Below are 19,075 nucleotides of genomic sequence, written 5' to 3' on the forward strand. Positions count from 1 at the left end.
AACCAGGTCAGCGGGGGATGGCCTGCCAGCGCTGGTTGGGGCCGTTGGTCGGCTTGTACAGGCCGATCCGGGCGCCGTCCTCACGGGACTCGCTCGTGACGTCGAGCAGCTGCCCGCTCGCCGCGTTGACGAACGTCCACGTGCCGTCCCCGGTCGTGGACAGCGTCCACTCCGACGCCGGGTCGCACGCGCCCGCCGCGGCCAGCGTCACCGCGCCGCCGGACGTGCTGAGCACCTGGCCCGTGCCCGCGTTGGTGATGGTGAACCGATCGCGGTTGCCGTAGCGGCCGGTGCGGTCGGTGAGCGTCCAGCGCTGCGCCGGCGCCGACGCGTCCGTCGTGCGCTGCACCAGCGCGCCGTTCTCCGCCGACAGCGACTTGCCGCTCTGCACGCCGGTGAACGTGACGGGCTTGCCCGAGCCGATGCCCGTGCCGGCCGCCGTCGAGGAGACGCCGTTGACGAGGAAGCTCGTCACCGAGCGCGCCGGCACCCGGAGCGTGGCGTGCGAAGACGTCACCTTCACCGGCTTGCCCCGCTTCAGCGCCCCGGTGACGTCGGTGACGACCGGCGTCACCGACGCGCCCGGCCGGATGTTCCGGAAGCCCGACAGGTCCAGCGTGACGTCCTGGTCGTCGGTGCCCGCGTTGGTGTGCACGACCGTGGCCAGGTCCTCGCCGCGCATCGCGACCGTCGACGCGGTGTCGTTCACGCCGATCAGCCGGTCACCCGGCTTGATGTAGTGGGTGAAGTTGCGCATCGTGTTGAACTTCGTGTTCATCTTGATCTGGCACGTCTTCAGCGTGGCGTTCTTCGGGCAGTCGAACGGGACCTGGATCTCGCCCCAGTTCATCCCGGCCGCGGACTCGCCGCCCGGCTTCATGTTGTTGTAGTCCTCGATCGGCTGCCAGCTGACCCACGCGCTCGGTTCCAGCAGCCGCAGGTCGTCGGTGATCTGCTTGGCCATGCCGAGGCCCGGGTCCATGTCGGTGAAGTCCTGGCGGTCCAGCCAGCTGCCGCCGACCTCGCTCATCCACAACGGCTTCTCCGCGCCCTTGGCCAGGTCGCGCGGGACCGGCCGGTTGCCGGTGCCGTAGGTGTGCACGTTGAGCCGGCCCGCCGCCGCGCGGGCGTCGGCCGACCAGCCGGCCCAGTCCGCGGCGAAGATGTCCGGGTTGGTCTCGTCGGGCGCGGAGACGATCGCCCGCGAACCGGCCGCCTTCAGGGCCGAGGCCATCGCCGGGATCAGCTGCGACTGGACCGCCGGGCCGATGTGCGCGCCTTCCTGCCTGCCGCCGGTCGGGTTGCCGTCGGCCCCGAGCGTGGTCTTCCAGTAGTTCGTGTTCGGCTCGTTCAGCGGGTTCACCGAGGCGAACTTGATGCCGTGCGCCTTCTCGAGCGTCCGCACCACCTGCGTCATATACGCGGTGAAGTCGCCGATCTTGTCGGAGCGCAGCTGCTCGTCGGTGGCGTTGAAGCCGCCCGAGACGTACCCGGACACGGTCTGGAAGTACGGCGGCGAGTTGCTGAACGCCTCCCACTTCGTGACGCGGTTCTTGATCTTGTCGACCCACCAGCGCTGGTTCGGGTCGGCCTTCGGGTCGAACTCGGCCGGGTCGCCCGGCGTCCACCAGTCCTTGTCGGCGCGGGTGGTGCCGGCCGGCGCCTTCCACCAGCCCGGGACCGCGGCCCCCGCACGCAGGTACGACGGGACGTCGGGGGCGTTGCCGCCGCCGACGTTGAACCGGGCGATGTTGAGGTTCAGCCCGTCGGGCCCGAAGACCAGGTCCGCCAGCTTGTTCCGGACGGCGTCGGGGTAGCCGCCGGTCGCCTCGGCCATCCAGGCCAGGCTCGCGCCCCAGCCGTCGAACGGCTGCTGCCGGTAGGTCGGGTCCGGCTTCACGGTCACCGCGGTGGCCGCTTCCGCGGGCGCGACCGCCAACCCGGTCGAAACAATCGGTACACAAAGGACGGTGAGCAAACGCCGCAAGTTCATCGTCGAACTGCCCTTCGGTGTGCGGTGGGGACTTTTCAGGCCTCGGTGTGGCCGAGCATCGGCCGCGGCACGAACCGGGCCGCGGGGTCGAGCATCGTGCCCAGTTCGAGCACGACCAGTTCGTTGGCGCCGGCCCGGACCACCGGGCGCGGCACGTACAACGTCCGTTGCGGGCCGCGCCGCCAGTACCGGCCGAGCGCGAACCCGTTGAACCACGCGACGCCCTTGCCCCACTCCCCCGTGTCGAGGAAGAGGTCGGCGGGCTCGTCGACGTCGATCCCGGCGCGCAGCACCGCCGGCCCGGCCGCCGGGCCCGTCACCGACTTCGGCGTGTCGGGCCGCAGCGAAGGCAGCCTGGCCAGGTCGAACGGCAGCACGTCCCAGCCGGTCAGCGGCTCGCCGTGCAGCGCCGCCCCGCCGATGATGCCCTTCGCCTCGCCGATGCGCGGGCCGTAGTCGACGCGGCCCTGGTCCTCGACCAGCACCAGCAGCTCGCCGGCCGCGCGCGGCAGCGGGATCGCGCGCTCGTGGTGGTCCCGGCTGAGCGTGCCCACGAGGTCGCCGTCGAAGAACACCGTGGCGCGGTCGCGGACCTCGCCGAAGGTCAGCACGCCGGGCCGGTCGCCTTCGATCCTCGTGCGCAGCAGCGCGAGCTGCGGCATCGGCGTGAGGTCGTCGAACGCGGGCAGTTCCTCGTGGAATTCCCAGGTCCCCCAGCGGTCCGGGGCGTCGAGCAGCCGGACGGGGTCGCCGAGCGCTCCGGACGGCGTCGGCGCGGGCCGCGCCGGCGGCGGGACCGTGTCGGGCACCTTGTGGTAGCGGGCGATCACGTCGCGGAAGGCGTGGTACTTCGGCGTCGGGTCGCCGGCTTCGTCCAGCGGCGCGTCGTAGTCGTAGGAGGTGATCAGCGGCTGGTAGACGCCCTTGTCGTTGGCGCCGTTGGTGAGCCCGAAGTTGGTTCCGCCGTGGAACATGTAGAGGTTGACCGACGCGCCCGCGGCCAGCAGCGCGTCGAGCTCCGCCGCCGAGTCCGCGGCCGAGGTCGTGTGGTGGTGCGCGCCCCAGTGGTCGAACCAGCCGTTCCAGAACTCGCTGCACATCAGCGGGCCGGTCGGCTGGTGCGCGCGCAGGACGGCCAGCCGCGCCTCGGCGCCGGACCCGAAGGACGCGGTGCGGTGCAGCCCGTCGAGGCTGCCGGCCGCCAGCATCTCCGGCGTCGGCTGGTCCACTGTGGTCAGTGGCACGGTGACGCCGGAGTCGCGCGTGTGCTCGGCGAGCGCTTTCAGGTAGCGCTTGTCGTCGCCGAACGCGCCGTATTCGTTCTCCACCTGCACCAGCAGCACCGGTCCGCCGCGGTCGATCTGGTGCGGGACGACGACCTCGTACACCTTCGTCAGGTATTCGCGGACGGCGTCGAGGTACTTCGGCTCGTACCGGCGCACCCCGACCGTCGGGTCGCGGAACAGCCACGCGGGCAGCCCGCCGTTGTCCCACTCGGCGCAGATGTACGGGCCGGGCCGCACGATCGCGTACATCCCGGCGTCGGCGATCATGCGCAGGAACCGGTCGAGGTCGAGCCCGCCGGTCAGGTCGAACGTGCCCGGCTCGGGGGCGTGCGCGTTCCACGCCACGTACGTCTCGATGGTGTTGAGCCCCATCCGCCGGGCCTTGTCGATCCGGTCCGCCCACAGGTCCGGGTGCACCCGGAAGTAGTGCAGGGCACCGGAAAGGATGCGGAACGGGCGGCCGTCGAGCAGGAAGTCGTGCTCCCCGATGGCGAACTCAGGCATGCGGGCCCGCCTGGGGGGTCAGCTGGAGCACGGTCCAGGACAGCGGTGGCAGTGTCACGGTGATGGTGGTCCCCCCGGGATCGGACGTCGCGACGGCGCCGGGTAGCGGCACCGGCCGGACCGGTTGTGCGTCGGCGGTGTTCACCGTGTGGCGGGTCTCGCCGTCCGGTGTGGTCAGGGTTTCGGCGGCGTAGACGCCGAACCGGGCGCCGCGCAGGCGGATCCGGACTTCGGTCGGCGACGCCGTCGCGCGGTTGGTGAGGAACACCGCCCCGCGCCCGGAGTCCTCGACCGTCGCGGCGGCGTCGACGAGGTCGACTTCGCCGTGCTGCGCGGTGCGGAGCCGGTCGCCGTCGACGGCCAGGCGCAGGCTCGCCCCGCCGGCCAGCGCGGCGACCTGCCGGAACGGGTGGAACGTCGTCTGCCGCCACGCCGGGCCGCCGGGCTCGGAGCGGATCGGCGCGATGACGTTCACCAGCTGCGCCTGGTTCGCCATGGTGACGCGGTCGACGTTGCGCAGCAGGGAACTCAGCAGCGAGCCGACGACGACCGCGTCGGTGACCGTGTAGGTGTCCTCGATGATCCGCGGGTGCTGCCGCCAGCCGCCCGCGGCGAGTTCGGCCTGGTCGACCTCGTTCCAGCGGCGCAGGTCCCAGACGTTCCACTCGTCGACGCTGATCCCGATCTTCTTGTCCAGGCCCAGCTCGGCGAGGGTGGCGTCGATGACGCCCGCCGTCGTGCGGATGTAGCGGTCCAGCGCCGCCCCGCTGGCCAGGTAGCTGTCGGTGTCGCCGTGCAGCTCCTGGTAGTAGGCGTGCAGCGAGATGTGGTCGACCAGCTCGGCCGTGTGGCGCAGCACCGTGCGCTCCCACGAGCCGAACGTCGGCATGTCGGCGTGCGAGCTGCCCGCGACGACCAGCTCGACGTCCGGATCGATCATCCGCATCAGCCGGGCGGTCTCCGCGGCCAGGCGGCCGTACTCCTCGGCCGTCTTGTGGCCGATCTGCCACGGGCCGTCCATCTCGTTGCCGAGGCACCACAGCTTGAAGCCGAACGGGCGGTCGGCGCCATTCGCGCGCCGCCGCTCGCTCAGCTCCGTCCCGCCGGCGTGGTTGCAGTACTCCAGGACGTCGGCGGCCTCCTGGATGCCGCGGGTGCCGAGGTTGACCGCGTACATCACCTCGGCACCCGCGGCTTCGGCCCACGCGACGAATTCGTGCAGGCCGAAGCGGTTGGACTCGACGCTGTGCCACGCCGGGTCCAGCCGGACCGGCCGGGTTTCGGCCGGTCCGACGCCGTCTTCCCAGCGGTAACTGGAGACGAAGTTGCCACCGGGGTAGCGCAGCACGGTCGGCCCGAGTTCCCGGACCAGCTCCAGGACGTCGCCGCGGAACCCGCGATCGTCCGCCGTGGAGTGCCCGGGCTCGTACAGCCCGGTGTAGACCGACCGGCCCATGTGCTCGACGAACGAGCCGAAGAGGCGACGCGGGACCGGGCCCACGACCTGGCCCGCGTCACCTTCGATGTGGACGGTCATCCCGCGCTGACCGTGAAGCCCTGCTGGTTGCCGTAGTCGACGATGGCCTGCTGCCAGGCCGCCAGGCCCGCGTCGAGCGGGGTGGCGTTCAGGTAGGCCTTGCCGGCGGTGTCGCTGAAGATGCTGTTGGCGTAGGTCTGGTACGGCAGGTACGTCCAGCCCGGCGCGACGTCCTTCGACGCCTGCGTCAGCACCTGGTTGATCTTCTGGCCGCCGAAGTACGGCACGGCTTCGTCGACGTACGCGGGCGAGGTCAGGTCGGCCGTGGTGGACGGGAAGCCGCCGCTCTTGATGAACGGCTGGACACCGCCGCCGTGGTTGAGCCAGCGCACGAACGCCGCGGCGAGCGCCGGGTTCTTGCTCTGCTTGACCACGGACTGGGCGCTGCCGCCGTTCTCCGCGGTGACCGCCTTCTGCCCGTCGTAGGTCGGCATCGGCGCCACGGCCCACTTCCCGCTGCCGCCGGGCACCGAGGAGATGAAGTTGCCCGGCATCCACGCGCCGGTGACCAGGGAGGAGATGGTGCCGTCACCGAGGGCGCGGAACCAGTCGTCGGACCACTCCTTGACCGGGGCGAGCAGCTTGCCCTGCACCAGCTGGTCCCACATCGCGGTCCACTTCTTGGCGCCCGCGTCGGCCAGGTTGACCTTCACGTTCCGGCCGTCGACGGTGAACGGGTGCCCACCGGCCTGCCAGATCATGCTCAGCACGAACCCGGGGTCACCGGTGTCCGAGGTGATGTACTTGGTGGGGTCGGCCGTGTGCAGCTTCTTCGCCGCGTCGATGTACTCGGCCCAGGTCTTCGGCACGGCGATGCCGTTCTTGTCGAAGACCTCCTTGTTGTAGAACAGGGCCATCGGACCGGAGTCCTGCGGGAGGCCGTAGATCCCGTTGCCGTTCTTCACCTGCGCCCACGTCGAGGCGCTGTAGTCCTTTTCGAACGACCCGAAACCGAACTGGTTGAGGTCGGCCAGCGAATCGGTCAGCGCGAACTGCGGCAGGGCGTAGTACTCGATCTGGGCGACGTCGGGAGCGCCCGAGCCGGCCTTGATCGCGTTCTGGAGCTTGGTGTACTCCTCCTTGTTGGTCCCCGCGTTGACGTAGTTGACCTTGACGTTCGGGTATTCCTTCTGGAACGCGGCCACCTGGTCCTTGGCCGAGGGGGTCCAGCTCCAATAGGTGATCTCCCCGCCGGCCTTCAGCGCGGCGTCGACGGAGTCCTGGGTGCCGGTGGCGGCGGCGGGCGCGGACGGCGAGCCCCCGGACGAGCAGCCGACCGCGAGCGCGGCGGCCAGCGCGAGGGCGGCGGCCGCCTTGACGCGGGTGCGGATTCTTGACATCGAGTGTCCCTTCACGACGGTGTGACGGCGGGTTATTGCTTAACGCTTCCGGCGCTCAGCCCGGACTGCCAGAACCGTTGCATGAGCAGGAAAGCGACGACGAGGGGAATGATGGTGAGCAGCGACCCGGTGAGGACCAGGTTGAAGATCGGCTGGGCGCCGGCGCCGTTGGCCTGGGCGCTCCACTGGTTGAGCCCGACGGTCAGCGGGTACCACTTCGGCTCGCTGAGCATGATCAGCGGCAGGAAGTAGTTGTTCCACGTCTGCACCATCGTGAACAGCGCGACCGTGATGATGCCGGGGACCAGCTGGCGCAGCGTCACGGTGAGGAAGATCCGGAGCTCGCCCGCGCCGTCGATCCGCGCCGCCTCCAGGAGCTCGTCCGGGATGGCGTCGGCGGCGTAGACCCAGATCAGGTACAGGCCGAACGGGCTGATCAGCGACGGGATGAGCACCGCCAGTGGCGTGTTGGTCAGCCCGAGCTTGCTGAACATCAGGAACGTCGGCACGGCCAGCGCGGTGGGCGGCACGGCCACCGCCCCGAGGACGACGGCGAACACCCCGCGGCGGCCGGGGAAGCGGTACTTGGCCAGCCCGTAGCCCGCCGCCGTGGCGAGGACCGTCGCGCCGCCGGCGCCGACCACGACGTACAGCAGCGTGTTGCCGAGCCAGCGGAAGAAGATGCCGTCGTTGTAGGTGAACGTCTGGCCGATGTTGTCGAACAGCGCGAACGGGCCGCCGAACGAAAGCCCCGACGTCGAGAACAGGGCGGGCTGCGTCTTGCTGGCGTTGACGACCAGCCAGACGAGCGGGACCAGGCTGTAGATCAGGTACAGCACCATGACCGACGTGAGGACGCGTGACTTGCGGGGCCGCGTCACCGAAAGCGTGGCCATCACATTTCCTTCCGGGAGCCGCGCAGCTGCACGACGTAGGCGATGACGCCGGTGATCACGCCCATCACGATCGCGACGGTGGCGGAGTAGTTGTATTGCTGCCCGTTGAAGGAAAGGGTGTACGCGTACATGTTCGGCGTGTAGAAGGTGCCGATCGTGTTCGGCACCAGGTTGCGCATGATGTTCGGCTCGTTGAAGAGCTGGAAGCTGCCGATGATCGAGAAGATCGTGGCGATCACGATGGCGCCCCGGATCGCGGGGAGCTTGACCGACAGGATGGTGCGGAACGTGCCGGCGCCGTCGATCGCGGCCGCCTCGAACAGCTCCTTGGGGATCACCTTCAGCGCGGAGTAGAAGATGAGCATGTTGTAGCCGACGAACTCCCACGTGACGATGTTGCCGATCGACGTGAGCAGCCAGTTCTCCGACAACGGCTTCACCGCGTCGGTGCCGAGCAGGTGGTTCAGGTCGGCGGCCAGTCCGAAGTGGTCACCGTAGATGAAGCCCCACATCAGCGAGGCGACCACGGCGGGCACCGCGTACGGCAGGAAGATCACGATCCGGAAGAACCCGGCGGCGTGCAGCCGGGCGCTGTCGATGGCCAGCGCCGCGATCAGGGCGAGCACGAGCATGATCGGCACCTGCACGGCGAGGAAGACCAGCACCCGCCGGAAGGCCTCCCAGAACTTCGGGTCGCCGAAGACCTGCACGTAGTTGTCGGCGCCGACGAACACCGTGCCGCCGAAGAAGGCCTGGTCGCGGAAGAGGCTCAGCACGAACGCGTACACGACGGGCGCGATGAAGGTCAGCGCGAAAACCACCATGAACGGGGCGACGAAGAGCCAGCCCCGCCATTTCCGCCGCGGCCGGCGGGCCGCGGGCACCCGGCGCGCGGGCACCGGGGCGGGCGGAGCCGCTGTGGACGTCATCGTCTCTCCGAGTGGTCAGGTGAGCCGGGCGCTGGACCCGGCGCGATGTTTACGTCAACATGGACGGCCGCAGAGTAACGTGTTGACGTAAACATGTCCAGGGAACCAAGGAGTGACCGTGCCGCGCCAGACAGCGACGTCATCCGCACCCGGCCCCGCCCGGCGCCGGGGCCCGTCGATGGCGGACGTCGCCCGCGAGGCGGGTGTCTCGGGCCAGACGGTCTCGCGCGTCGCGAACGGCAAGACCAATGTGGACGAAGCGACCCGGGAGCGGGTCCTCGCCGCGATGCGCCGGATCGGCTACCGGCCCAACAGCGCGGCCCGCGCCCTGCGCAACGGCCAGTTCCGCAGCATCGGCGTGATCATTTCGGCCCTCCCGACGTTCGGCAACAGCCGCACCCTCGACGCCATCGCGGCGGCGGTCGTCCCGGAGGGGTTCTCGATCATCCTGATGCCGGTGACGCGGCCGACGCAGGGCGAGGTGACGGGCGCGTTCAGCACGCTGAACGAGCAGGCCGTCGACGGCGTGATCATCCTGATCGAGCAGCACCAGCTTGACCAAAGCGAAATCGAACTGCCGCACGGGCTGCCGGTGGTCGTGATCGACTCGAGCGCCCGCTACGACTACCCGGTGGTCGACAACGACCAGGCCGACGGCGCGGCCCGGGCGACCAGCCACCTGCTTTCCCTGGGTCACTCGACGGTCTGGCACATCGCGGGACCGCCGCAGTCCTACTCGGCCGAGCGCCGCCGGAAGTCGTGGCAGGCCACGTTGGAGCGCGCCGGCGCTTCGGTACCGCCGGTGCTGGTGGGCGACTGGTCGCCGGAGTCGGGTTACCAGGCGGGCCTGCGCCTGGCGGCGGACCCTTCCGTGACGGCCGTGTTCGCGGCGAACGACCAGATGGCGCTGGGCCTGCTGCGCGCCCTGCACGAGTCGGGTCGCGCGGTGCCGGCGTCGGTGAGCGTGGTCGGGTTCGACGACATGGAGGAGTCAGCCCACTTCTGGCCGCCGTTGACGACGATCCGCCAATCGTTCGAGGCGGTCGGCCGCCACGCGGTGAAGGCCCTCCTGACGGAAATCGAGACGGGCACGGAAGCCGGCGAACCGGTGCTGCTCCCGACGGAACTGGTCATCCGCTCCAGCACCGCCCCACCCCCAGCCTGACAACCCGGCCAACCCCCGTGCCCAGCAAGGCATCACACGAACCGACCCTCCAGGTACGCAAGACGACCGACCAGATACGCGAACCGACCGGCCAGGCACGCGCGCGGGCGGCCTCGGGCGGGCGAGCGGGCGCGGGCGTGGCCCGGGTGGGCGGGGGCGTGTTGTGAGCGGGGGGGGAAATGGGTCGTTTCAGGGGGGCGGGGCGGGGGAATTACCGGCCACCAAGCCGGGAACTCCGGTACCCCCAACGTCCCAGTGGCGTGGACCATTCGGCCCCACTCCACGGAAACGAGGCCGTCATGCTCGCCATTCTCGCCGCCGTCCTCTTCGGGCTCGCCCTGCTCATGGAGCTGGCCGGGTTCGGGCTGGGGCCGGTGATCACCACCGGGACGCTCACCACCGCCGGGCTGCTGTGCGTGGCCCTGCACCTGGCCGGGGTCGCCACCGACCGGTCGCGGTTCACCCGGCGGCGGCGTCGTCGCTGACTCGCCTCAGCACCTGCGCGAACACCTCCGGCGACTGGGCTCCCGCCACGCCGTAGCGCTGGTCGATCACGAAGAACGGGACGCCGGACGCGCCGAGGGCGCGGGCCTGCTCGCCGTCCGCCGCCACCTCTTTTTCGTACGCGTCGGACTCGAGTACGGCTCGCGCCTCGTCCGCGTCCAGTCCCGCTTCCGCGGCCAGCGAGATCAGGGAATCGTGGTCGAACAGCGAGCGACGCTCGGTGAAGTGCGCCGCGTAGAACCTGTCCACGACAGCGTCAGCCAGACCGTGTGAAGCCGCGAGGTGGACCAGGCGGTGGCCGTCGACCGTGTTGCCCATGTGGACGCCGTCGAGGTGGTACTCGAGGCCGTCGGCCGCCGCGCGCTCCTCCATCTGGGCTTCCATCGCGTCCGCTTCTTCCAGTGTGCGGCCGTACTTCTCGGCCAGCACCTCGCGCGTCGGCCGCGATGTCCCGCGGGGGAACGTCGGGTCGAGCTGGAACGAGTGGTGCACCACTTCGACGTCGGCACCCACTTCGGCCACCGCCTGCTCGAAGCGGCGTTTGCCGAGATAGCACCAGGGACAGACCAGATCGGACCAGATGTCTACGCGCACGAAACCCACGCTAATCGAAGGGACGCCGCGCACTTCAAGGTAACCGGGCCCCACCTGCGCACTAGGGTGGGCAGGTGACCGTCTCGACCGACGACATCGTCCGGCACGCGGCCCGGCTGCTGATGGCCGGGACCCGCCTCGATCTCGGGCGGATGGCCGCCGAGCTCGGGATTTCGCGCACCACGTTCTTCCGGCGCGTCGGCAACCGCGACGACCTGATGGGCGCCGGGCTGCGGCTGCTGTCCGACCGGACCTGGCAGCGGGCGCTCGACGGCTGGCGCGCCCAGCACGGCGACGCGGTCCGCACCCCGGACGGCCGGCTGCGCTGCCTGTGGGTCATGGAGGCCTACCGCCGCGAGGTCGCCGGCAGCGAGGGCATGCGCAAGCTGATCGAAGCGGAGTCGACCGTCGCCCTCCGCGTGCTCACCGACCCGCGCGGCGCGGTCCAGCCCGGGCTGGTCGACGCGCACGTCGAGCTCTTCCACGCCGACGCCGAAGCCGCCGGGCTGGCCCCGCTGGTCGGCCTGCCGGACCTGGCCTTCGCGGTCGTCCGGCTCGGCGAGTCCTTCCTCTACTCCGACGTCCTCGCCGCCCGCTCGGTGGACCTGACCGTCGCCACGACGCTGGTCGACACCCTCGTGCGCGGTGCGATGGAGCCGGTCAAGGTTCACTGAGCGACCGCACAGTTCGTCAGACCACTCCCCCATTCGGAGGATGTGGAACATTTCGCCAAGGTGTTTCATAGGCGCAGGGAAAGCGGTTACCCCGCACCCCGCCCGCGGCACGTCTTTCCGTGGCCGTTGCACCAGTTCTCCGATCCGCCCGTCTGTGTCCGGGCGTGCTTTCGCCTGCCCGGGGAAAGAGAGCGATCCATGTCCGCACCCACCAGCTCGCCGACGACGTCCGGCTTGGGTGAGAAAATTTCCCGCCGACGCGGCTGGCGTGCCAAGGCCGCCGGCGTCGTGCTGGCCGCCTTGGCGGTGACCACCGCGGTCGCCGCGCCGGCGCCCGCCGCCGCGAACCCCTACGAGCGGGGCCCGGACCCGACCAACGCCAGCATCGAGGCCACCCGCGGCTCGTTCGCGACCAGCACCGACACGGTGTCGCGACTGGCCGTCTCCGGCTTCGGCGGCGGCACCATCTACTACCCGACGACCACGACCGCCGGCACGTTCGGCGCGATCTCGATCGCGCCCGGCTTCACCGCCACCCAGTCGAGCATCGCCTGGCTGGGCCCGCGCCTGGCCTCGCAGGGCTTCGTGGTGTTCACCATCGACACCCTGACCACCAGCGACCAGCCCGACAGCCGCGGCAGGCAGCTCCTCGCTTCCCTGGACTACCTGACGCAGCAAAGCAGTGTCCGGTCACGGATCGACAGCAGCCGGCTCGGTGTCGTCGGGCACTCCATGGGTGGCGGCGGCACGCTCGAAGCGGCGCGCTCCCGCCCGTCGCTGCAGGCCGCGGTGCCGCTGACCGGCTGGAACCTGACGAAGAACTGGTCGACGCTGCGGGTGCCGACGCTCGTCGTCGGGGCGCAGTCGGACACCATCGCGCCGGTGGCGTCGCACTCGATCCCGTTCTACACCAGCCTGCCGTCCTCTCTGGACCGGGCGTACCTCGAACTGCGCGGCGCCAGCCACTTCGCGCCCAACACGGCGAACACGACGATCGCGAAGTACACGCTCTCCTGGCTCAAGCGGTTCATCGACAACGACACCCGCTACGAACAGTTCCTCTGCCCGATCCCCAGCACCAGCCTGTCCATTTCGGACTACCGCGGCAACTGCCCGCACAACGGTTAGCCCGCCACGCCGAGGGTGACGACGACCTTGCCCTTGGCGTGCCCGGCTTCGGAGTAAGCGAACGCGGCACGCAGGTCGTCGAACGGGTAACTCCGGTCGACGACCGGCGTGACCGCGCCGCGCTCCACGAAACCGGTCAGCTCCCGGAGCACCGCCGCCTTGTCCGGGCAGGCGACGGCGTCCGCGAGCACGACCCGCCTTCGCGCTACCGGCCCGGAAGCCAGCGCCGCGAAGACGTGCCCGGCCGGCTGCACCCAGCGCCCCGCCGGACCGCCGACGGCGACGAAGGTGCCGCCCCGCGCCAGCACCCGGCGGCAGGCGAACACCGACCGGCTGCCGGCGACGTCCAGCACGACGTCGTAGCGGCGGCCGCTGCGCGTGAAGTCCTCCGCCCGGTAGTCGAAGACGTGCTCGGCGCCCAGTGAGCGCGCCGCCGACGCGTTCGCGGCGCTGCAGACCGCATCGACCCTCGCCCCCAGCGCCCTGGCCAGCTGGACGGCGAACGTGCCGACGCCGCCGGAAGCGCCGTTGACCAGCACTCGCTGCCCGGCTTCGACACCCCGCAACGACAGGAGCGCGGTGACGGCCGCCATCGGCATTGCGGCCGCTTGCTCGTAGGTGAGGTTCACCGGCATCGGCGCCAGCAGGTCCTCGCGTACGCAGACGTACTCGGCGTGCGCACCCCGTGGCAGCAGGGCGTAGACATCGTCACCCGGGGCGAACCGGGCGCCGGGCGTCGCGACCCGGCCCGCGAGGTCGCAGCCGAGGACGCCGGCTCGCGGACGCAGGCCGAAGCCGCCCGGCATCAACCGGGCCACATACGGCTCGCCTCTCAGGTGGTGCCAGTCGTACGGGTTGACCGAGCTCGCCCGCACCCGCACCAGCACCTCGCCTTCGCCAGGGACCGGATCGGGCACGTCCTCGAGGACCAAGCTCGACGCAGGGCCGTACCCGCGCTGGACCAGGGCTTTCATGTCGCCTCCCGCATTCGTACGCCGTAAGTCTTACAACGTAAGGTACGCCGTACACCGTAAGAACGTCAACGGCGCCTTACCTTGTACGATCTTGTGGGTGACAACCGACGCCCGGATGCCTCTCAGCCGCGAGCGCGTCCTGCGCGCGGCGGTCGGCCTCGCCGACGAACACGGGTTGCGCGCGCTCACGATGCGCCGCCTCGCCGAAGAGCTCGGCGCCGAGGCGATGTCGCTCTACTACCACGTGGCCAAGAAGGAAGACGTGCTCGACGGCATCGTCGACGTCGTGGCCGGGGAGATCAACGAGGCCGTCGCCAGGGTCGAACCGGCCCCGGACTGGAAGACGGCGGTGCGGCGGCGGATCCTGGCCGCGCGGCAGGTGTTCCTCCGGCACCGCTGGGCGCCCGAGCTGTTCGAGACGCGGTCGTCGACGAGCACCGAGGTCCTGCGCTACTACGACGCGCTGGTCGGGCTCATGCGCGACGGCGGGTTTTCCTACGACCTGGTCCACCACGCGCTGCACGCGCTCGGCAGCCGCGCGCTCGGGTTCAGCCAGGAGCTGTTCGACCCGAGCGCCGGCGAGTCGGCGGACGTGCCGGTCGACCTGGCCTGGCAGCTGCCGAACCTGGCGACGATGCTCAGCGAGATCGCCCACGACGACCCGGACTCGACGCTGGGCTGGTGCGACGACCAGGCCGAGTTCGAATTCGGCCTCGACGTCATCCTCGACGGCCTGGACCGGCTGCGGCAGCGGTAGTCCACCAGCTGGGACACCCCCGCTCACCGGGGCAAAATCAAAGCTGTGTCACGACCTCTGCGGAAGCTCGGCTTCCTGACCATCGGCCTGTTCGACGCGGCCGACCCGCGCCGGGGCCACGAGTCGACGCTGGAGATCATCGAGCTGGGCGAACGGCTCGGGTTCGACAGCGCCTGGGTGCGCCACCGGCACCTGCAGTACGGCATCTCGTCGCCGGTCGCCGTGCTGGCCGCCGCGTCGCAGCGGACGAGCCGGATCGAGCTCGGCACCGCCGTGATCCCGCTCGGCTGGGAAAACCCGCTGCGGCTGGCCGAGGACCTCGCCACCGTCGACCTGCTCTCCGGCGGACGGCTCAACCCGGGTCTCAGCGTCGGGCCGCCGATGCGCTGGGACGAGGTCAAGCACGCCCTCTACCCGGACACCGCCGAGGCCGAGGACTTCTCCTACGCCCGGGTGGAGCGGCTGCTCGGCTTCGTGCGCGGCGAACCGGCCACCGGGTTCAGCGGCACCGAAGGCTTCGAGGTGTTCTCCGACCGCGTCCAGCCGCAGGCGCCCGGCCTCGGCGACCGCCTCTGGTACGGCGGTGCGAGCCTGCGTTCGGCGGAGTGGGCGGGCAAGCACCGGATGAACTTCCTGACCAGCAGCGTGGTCAAGGCCGATGGCGAAAGCACCGACTTCGCCGAAATCCAGCTCTCGCACATCCGGACGTTCCGCGCGCAGCACCCCGCCGGCCGCATCTCGCAGGGCCTCGTCGTCATCCCCACCGACAGCGCGACGCCGGAACAGCGGGCGAAGTACGCGGCCTACGCCGAAAAGCGGCTGCCCCGCACGGCGGAACCCCAGGGGCCCGCGCGGATGCTGTTCTCCCCCGATTTTGTCGGCACGTCCGCGGAAATCGCCGGGCGGCTGCACGAGCACAAGGCGTTCCGCGAGATCGACGAGGTGGCTTTCGCACTGCCCTTCACCTTCGAACACGAAGACTACGTGCAGATCCTCACCGACATCGCGGAACGCCTCGGCCCCCTGCTGGGGCGCTAGCTCACTGGTTGGTGCCCGGCGTGAGCACCTTGTCGATCACGAAGACCGTGGCGTTCTTCGTGGGGATGTTGCCGCACAGGATCTTCGCGCCGTTGATCGTCATGTTCTCGCCCGAGCCCTCGATCTTCACCGGGCCACCGGCGGTGTTGAGCGTGTCGACCGAACCGGCCGCGGCGAGGCCCTTGGCGTCGTAGCGCTTGCCGACGACGTGGTACTGCAGGATCGGCGCCAGCTCGGCGGGCTTGCCGGCGAGTTCGTTGAACTTGGCGTCACCCAGCGCCTGGAACGCCGGGTCGGCCGGCGCGAAGACCGTGATGGCCTCCTGGCTGTTCAGCGTGTCGACCAGGTTGGTGGCCTTGACCGCCGCCACCAGCTTGGTCAGCAGCGGGTTGGTCGACGCGGCCGAGGCGACCGGCTGCGGGCCCATCGAGTCCAGCGAACCGGGCGCGGAGCCCTGCGGCAGCTGCGAACAGGCCGGGCCGAAGACGTCGGCGTTGGTGGTCATGCCGTTGCCGGAGCCGGACGCCATGCTGGAGGTCGGCGCGGGCACCGACGACGACGGCATCGCACTGCTGGAACTGCCCGACGAAGCGGTGTCGCTACCGCTGCACGCGGTCAGCGAAAGGGCGGCGACGGCGGCGACGCCGATTCCGGCGACACGGAGCTTGGTCACGAAAATCACTCCCATAAAGCGGCTGAGAACTGCTTCTTGCCCTGGATTCGGAACTGTGGGGAATCCGGCTTGCCCCCATTCGGGTGATCCGGGTCACCGGGCCGTGAAGGCGATGCTGTGCCACCCGGTCGCGCCGTCGGGGACGGTCCCGGCGCGCAGTTCGGTCTGCGTGTACCCGCTTTTGTCCGTCGCCCGGCAAAAGACCTGGTGGCCGCCCGGTGCGACGTCGAACTCGAGCCACCACATGCGCCAGGTGTTCAGGTTGACTTCGTGGGACAGCACGGCTTCCCGCCACGGCCCGTCGTCCAGGCGCAGCTCGACCTTGGCGATCCCGGTGTGCTGCGCCCAGGCGATCCCGGCGACCCGCACATTCCCGGAAGAAACGGTTTCAAACCCCTTCGGCGTATCGATGCGCGATTGTGTCTTGATCGGCGCTTCGCGACCCCAGCCGCGTTTCAGCCAATACGCCTGCCGCGCGTCCCAGGTCGTGACTTCGAGGTCGGTCACCCATTTCGTGGCCGACACGTACCCGTACAGCCCGGGAATGACCAGCCGGGCCGGGAAACCGTGCTCGATCGGCAGCGGCTCACCGTTCATCCCGATGGCGAGCATGGCCCCGCGCGCCCGGTCCAGCGCCGCGGCGACCGGGCTGCCGGACGTCCAGCCGTCCACACTGGACGAAAAGAGCTGCTCGGCACCGGGGCGCACCCCGGCCTCTTCGAGCAGATCGGCCAGGTCGACGCCGACGAAGTTCGCGGTGGACACGTAGGTACCGCCGACCTCGTTGGACACGCAGGTCATCGTGATCGTGCGCTCCACCAGCGGCCGGTTCCGGATGTCGCCGTAGCGGTACCGGAGTTCGCGGTCGACCATCCCGTGCAGCCGCAGGCTCCAGTCCTCGGCGCGCACCTGCGGCACGGTCAGCGCGGTGTCCACCCGGTAGAAGCGGTCGTTGCGGGTCAGGAAAGCCGGCGTGCCCAGCTTCGCGAAGTCGGCGTCGGCCGGGATCATCGGCGCGGTCCGGGCCGGGACGAGCCGCCCGACCGCTTCGCGCGACGCCGCCGCGTCCCGGCGGCCGGCGAGCAGCTGCCCGCCGAGACCGGCGACCCCCGCCCCCACGACGACGCCGGCGCCGGCCAGCAGCACCGTCCGGCGCGAAGAGTCCGGGGCGACGTCGAGCCGGTGCAGGAAGGCGAACGTCGCGACACCGGCGACCAGGCTCGCCAGCGGGGCGAGCAGCGCGACCGCGTCGAGGTCGGGCCGCGTGTACACGGCGACGAGACCGACGAGCCCGAACCCGGTGATCACCACCAGCCCCGGCAGCGGCGTCCGGCGGGACAGCAGGCCCGCCACCGCCGCGACGGCCACCATGACGACGGCCATCCCGGACAGCAGCACGAGCTTGTCGTGGGTGCCGAAGGTGCGTACGGCGAAGTCCTTGAGCCACACCGGGGTCAGGTCGATGGCGCCGTTGCCGACGGCCAGGTAGGGCGAGGCGTTGACGCCGACGAACCCGGCGACGAGGTGGCCCGCCGCCAGGGCCGCCCCGAGCGCCAGGACGCCGAGCAAGGCGGCCCACCCGCGGCTACGCAAGGGAAATCCTGGTGACGGCGGGGGTGGTGGGGCCGTCCGAACCCCCGGCGGGCTCGACGGTGATCCCGATCCGGTCGACGTCCGCCGGGAGGTCGGCCACGAGCATCCGCTGCGACTTCTCGGTCGACATCAGCCCGGCCGAGCGCGCACCTCCGCTGCCGATCAGCCACACCTGGTAGACGTGCCCGGGGTCGAGCGCGGGGAGGTCCGACGCGAGCAGCACGGCCTGGTGACGGCTGCGCGAGACGACCAGGGTGGCGTGCCCTTCGCCGACCGCCTGGATCGCGGACGCGTCCGGTGCGCTCAGCACCGAGTCGACCGGCGCGGGCGTCCTGGCCACCCCGAACACGACCGCCACCGCGGCCGCCGCAGCGGCGCCGAGCAGGGCGAAGCGCACCTGCCACGTCTTGGCCCGGCTCAGCCGCCGCACCACCGGCACGCGCGGCGGCAGCTGACGGGTGCGGGCCACCTCGGCGAGCACCGACACCTTCAGCAGCGGCGGCGGGTCCACCGCGGTGGCCACGGCGAGCCGCGCGCCGGTTGCCCGCAGCTCGGCCACCTCCTGGCCGCAGGCGGGGCATTCGCCGAGGTGGCGTTCGAACTCCGCGCGGTCCACGTCGGACACGGCGTCCAGGGCGTAGGCCCCGGTCAGCATGTGCAGTTCGGCGGTCATCGGTCCACCCCCAGGCAGTCGCGCAGCCGGATCAGGCCGTCGCGGATGCGGGTCTTCACCGTGCCCGGCGCCACCTTCAGCACCTCGGCGACCTCGGGGTAGGTGTAGCCGTTGTAGTAGGCCAGCACGATCGACTCGCGCTGCAGCTCGGTCAGCGCGGCCAGGCACTGCCGCACCCGCTGCTGCTCCAGACCGGCCAAAGTGGACTCGGTGACCTCGTCGAACGGCCGCCGCACGTCCATCAGGCCGGCCCGCTCCTCGCGGTCGACGCCGGCCTGGTGCGCGCGCACGCGGTCCACGGCCCGGCGGTGGGCGATGGTCAGCACCCACGACAGCGCGCTGCCGCGCTCCGGCTCGTACCGCGTGGCCTTGCGCCACACCTCCACCAGCACCTCCTGCGCCACTTCCTCGGCCTGCGCGTGACTGCGCAGCACGCGCGTCGCGAGGCCGAGCACCGGGCCGGCGACGAGGTCGTAGAGCGACGCGAACGCCGTCTCGTCACCCGCCGCCACCCGCGCGAGCAGCTCTTCGGCGCTCGGCGCGGGCGCCGGCGCCTCGTCCGGTGGCAGCCGCAGCCGCCCTCGCTCACCCATGCCCGATCCTCCATCCATGCCCCCACCGCCGCCCTCAACGGAGAAGCTGCGCTTCACTGCTTCACTCACACCCCTGACTTGCCGGGGATTCGCGGCCGGACGGCGGACCGGACTGGTGCTCGGTGACCCTTCCCACCCGGACGGCCCAAATCCGGCGCCGGGACCCATCCGGCAGCGACGCGGCTCCGAACTCCTGTCACCACCGGTCACGATCAGTGAGGGTG

18 protein-coding genes are annotated in these 19,075 nt (G+C 70.8%); 6 read left to right on the forward strand and 12 right to left on the reverse strand.

The genetic code is table 11. The annotated features are described in order from the left end of the window. Positions 1-7: 7 nt before the first annotated feature. Genes ACFPLC_RS03610 through ACFPLC_RS03635 form a run of 6 tightly spaced genes read right to left on the reverse strand, consistent with a single transcriptional unit; the run spans position 8 to position 8,485 of the window. Complete coding sequence (locus ACFPLC_RS03610; protein ID WP_378235691.1) at positions 8-1,993, reverse strand: RICIN domain-containing protein; 1,986 nt, start codon at positions 1,991-1,993, stop codon at positions 8-10. A gap of 35 nt (positions 1,994-2,028) precedes the next feature. After that, complete coding sequence (locus ACFPLC_RS03615) at positions 2,029-3,783, reverse strand: glycoside hydrolase family 35 protein (RefSeq protein WP_378206657.1); 1,755 nt, start codon at positions 3,781-3,783, stop codon at positions 2,029-2,031. Further along, entirely contained in the window at positions 3,776-5,320 is a 1,545-nt protein-coding gene (gene arfA, locus ACFPLC_RS03620) for an arabinosylfuranosidase ArfA (protein ID WP_378206654.1), read from the reverse strand. Before arfA ends, ACFPLC_RS03615 begins: the two co-directional genes overlap by 8 nt. Beyond that, positions 5,317-6,660: an ABC transporter substrate-binding protein gene (locus tag ACFPLC_RS03625; RefSeq protein ID WP_378206651.1), complete on the reverse strand. Its 1,344-nt coding sequence runs from the start codon at positions 6,658-6,660 to the stop codon at positions 5,317-5,319. The genes arfA and ACFPLC_RS03625 overlap by 4 nt, the downstream gene beginning before the upstream one ends. Positions 6,661-6,692: 32 nt before the next feature. Beyond that, positions 6,693-7,556: a carbohydrate ABC transporter permease gene (locus ACFPLC_RS03630; RefSeq protein WP_378206648.1), complete on the reverse strand. Its 864-nt coding sequence runs from the start codon at positions 7,554-7,556 to the stop codon at positions 6,693-6,695. Then, the gene (locus ACFPLC_RS03635) at positions 7,556-8,485 is read right to left on the reverse strand and encodes a carbohydrate ABC transporter permease (protein ID WP_378206645.1); all 930 of its coding nucleotides are present in this window, start codon (positions 8,483-8,485) and stop codon (positions 7,556-7,558) included. Before ACFPLC_RS03635 ends, ACFPLC_RS03630 begins: the two co-directional genes overlap by 1 nt. A 112-nt stretch (positions 8,486-8,597) precedes the next feature. Between ACFPLC_RS03635 and ACFPLC_RS03640 the strand changes: the two genes are divergently transcribed. Beyond that, positions 8,598-9,650 carry a LacI family DNA-binding transcriptional regulator gene (locus tag ACFPLC_RS03640; protein ID WP_378206642.1) on the forward strand — a complete coding sequence of 351 codons (1,053 nt, stop codon included), beginning with the start codon at positions 8,598-8,600 and terminating at the stop codon, positions 9,648-9,650. 299 nt (positions 9,651-9,949) lie between these two features. After that, a complete protein-coding gene (locus ACFPLC_RS03645) occupies positions 9,950-10,135 on the forward strand; it encodes a hypothetical protein (RefSeq protein WP_013229246.1) in 186 nt (61 codons plus the stop codon). On the opposite strand, the gene ACFPLC_RS03650 is transcribed toward ACFPLC_RS03645, so the two are convergent. After that, complete coding sequence (locus ACFPLC_RS03650) at positions 10,110-10,748, reverse strand: DsbA family oxidoreductase (RefSeq protein WP_378206639.1); 639 nt, start codon at positions 10,746-10,748, stop codon at positions 10,110-10,112. The two genes, ACFPLC_RS03645 and ACFPLC_RS03650, sit on opposite strands and share 26 nt — an antisense overlap. A 74-nt stretch (positions 10,749-10,822) precedes the next feature. Here ACFPLC_RS03650 and ACFPLC_RS03655 point away from each other — a divergent pair, with 74 nt between their 5' ends. Next, positions 10,823-11,422 carry a QsdR family transcriptional regulator gene (locus ACFPLC_RS03655; RefSeq protein WP_378206636.1) on the forward strand — a complete coding sequence of 200 codons (600 nt, stop codon included), beginning with the start codon at positions 10,823-10,825 and terminating at the stop codon, positions 11,420-11,422. Positions 11,423-11,620: 198 nt separating this feature from the next. Continuing rightward, complete coding sequence (gene bdeA, locus ACFPLC_RS03660) at positions 11,621-12,550, forward strand: bis(hydroxyethyl) terephthalate hydrolase (RefSeq protein WP_191314029.1); 930 nt, start codon at positions 11,621-11,623, stop codon at positions 12,548-12,550. On the opposite strand, the gene ACFPLC_RS03665 is transcribed toward bdeA, so the two are convergent. Next, positions 12,547-13,524 carry an NAD(P)-dependent alcohol dehydrogenase gene (locus ACFPLC_RS03665; protein WP_378206634.1) on the reverse strand — a complete coding sequence of 326 codons (978 nt, stop codon included), beginning with the start codon at positions 13,522-13,524 and terminating at the stop codon, positions 12,547-12,549. The genes bdeA and ACFPLC_RS03665 overlap by 4 nt on opposite strands. Before the next feature lie 97 nt (positions 13,525-13,621). Here ACFPLC_RS03665 and ACFPLC_RS03670 point away from each other — a divergent pair, with 97 nt between their 5' ends. After that, the gene (locus tag ACFPLC_RS03670) at positions 13,622-14,281 is read left to right on the forward strand and encodes a TetR/AcrR family transcriptional regulator C-terminal domain-containing protein (RefSeq protein WP_191314027.1); all 660 of its coding nucleotides are present in this window, start codon (positions 13,622-13,624) and stop codon (positions 14,279-14,281) included. Between the two features lie 45 nt (positions 14,282-14,326). After that, the gene (locus ACFPLC_RS03675) at positions 14,327-15,319 is read left to right on the forward strand and encodes an LLM class flavin-dependent oxidoreductase (RefSeq protein WP_378206631.1); all 993 of its coding nucleotides are present in this window, start codon (positions 14,327-14,329) and stop codon (positions 15,317-15,319) included. Position 15,320: 1 nt separating this feature from the next. Here ACFPLC_RS03675 and ACFPLC_RS03680 read toward each other — a convergent pair whose 3' ends face one another. The 4 genes from ACFPLC_RS03680 to sigK form a co-directional block, all read right to left on the reverse strand. Then, positions 15,321-15,992, reverse strand: a complete 672-nt coding sequence (locus ACFPLC_RS03680) for a fasciclin domain-containing protein (protein WP_378206629.1) — start codon at positions 15,990-15,992, stop codon at positions 15,321-15,323. 93 nt (positions 15,993-16,085) lie between these two features. Beyond that, positions 16,086-17,585 carry a molybdopterin-dependent oxidoreductase gene (locus tag ACFPLC_RS03685; protein WP_378206626.1) on the reverse strand — a complete coding sequence of 500 codons (1,500 nt, stop codon included), beginning with the start codon at positions 17,583-17,585 and terminating at the stop codon, positions 16,086-16,088. Further along, a complete protein-coding gene (locus ACFPLC_RS03690) occupies positions 17,578-18,258 on the reverse strand; it encodes an anti-sigma factor (RefSeq protein WP_378206625.1) in 681 nt (226 codons plus the stop codon). Before ACFPLC_RS03690 ends, ACFPLC_RS03685 begins: the two co-directional genes overlap by 8 nt. Further along, positions 18,255-18,851: an ECF RNA polymerase sigma factor SigK gene (gene sigK / locus ACFPLC_RS03695; RefSeq protein WP_378206622.1), complete on the reverse strand. Its 597-nt coding sequence runs from the start codon at positions 18,849-18,851 to the stop codon at positions 18,255-18,257. Before sigK ends, ACFPLC_RS03690 begins: the two co-directional genes overlap by 4 nt. Positions 18,852-19,075 lie beyond the last annotated feature (224 nt).

Origin of the sequence: Amycolatopsis plumensis, from assembly GCF_042652605.1 — a bacterium.
GTDB classification, from domain to species: Bacteria; Actinomycetota; Actinomycetes; order Mycobacteriales; family Pseudonocardiaceae; genus Amycolatopsis; species Amycolatopsis plumensis.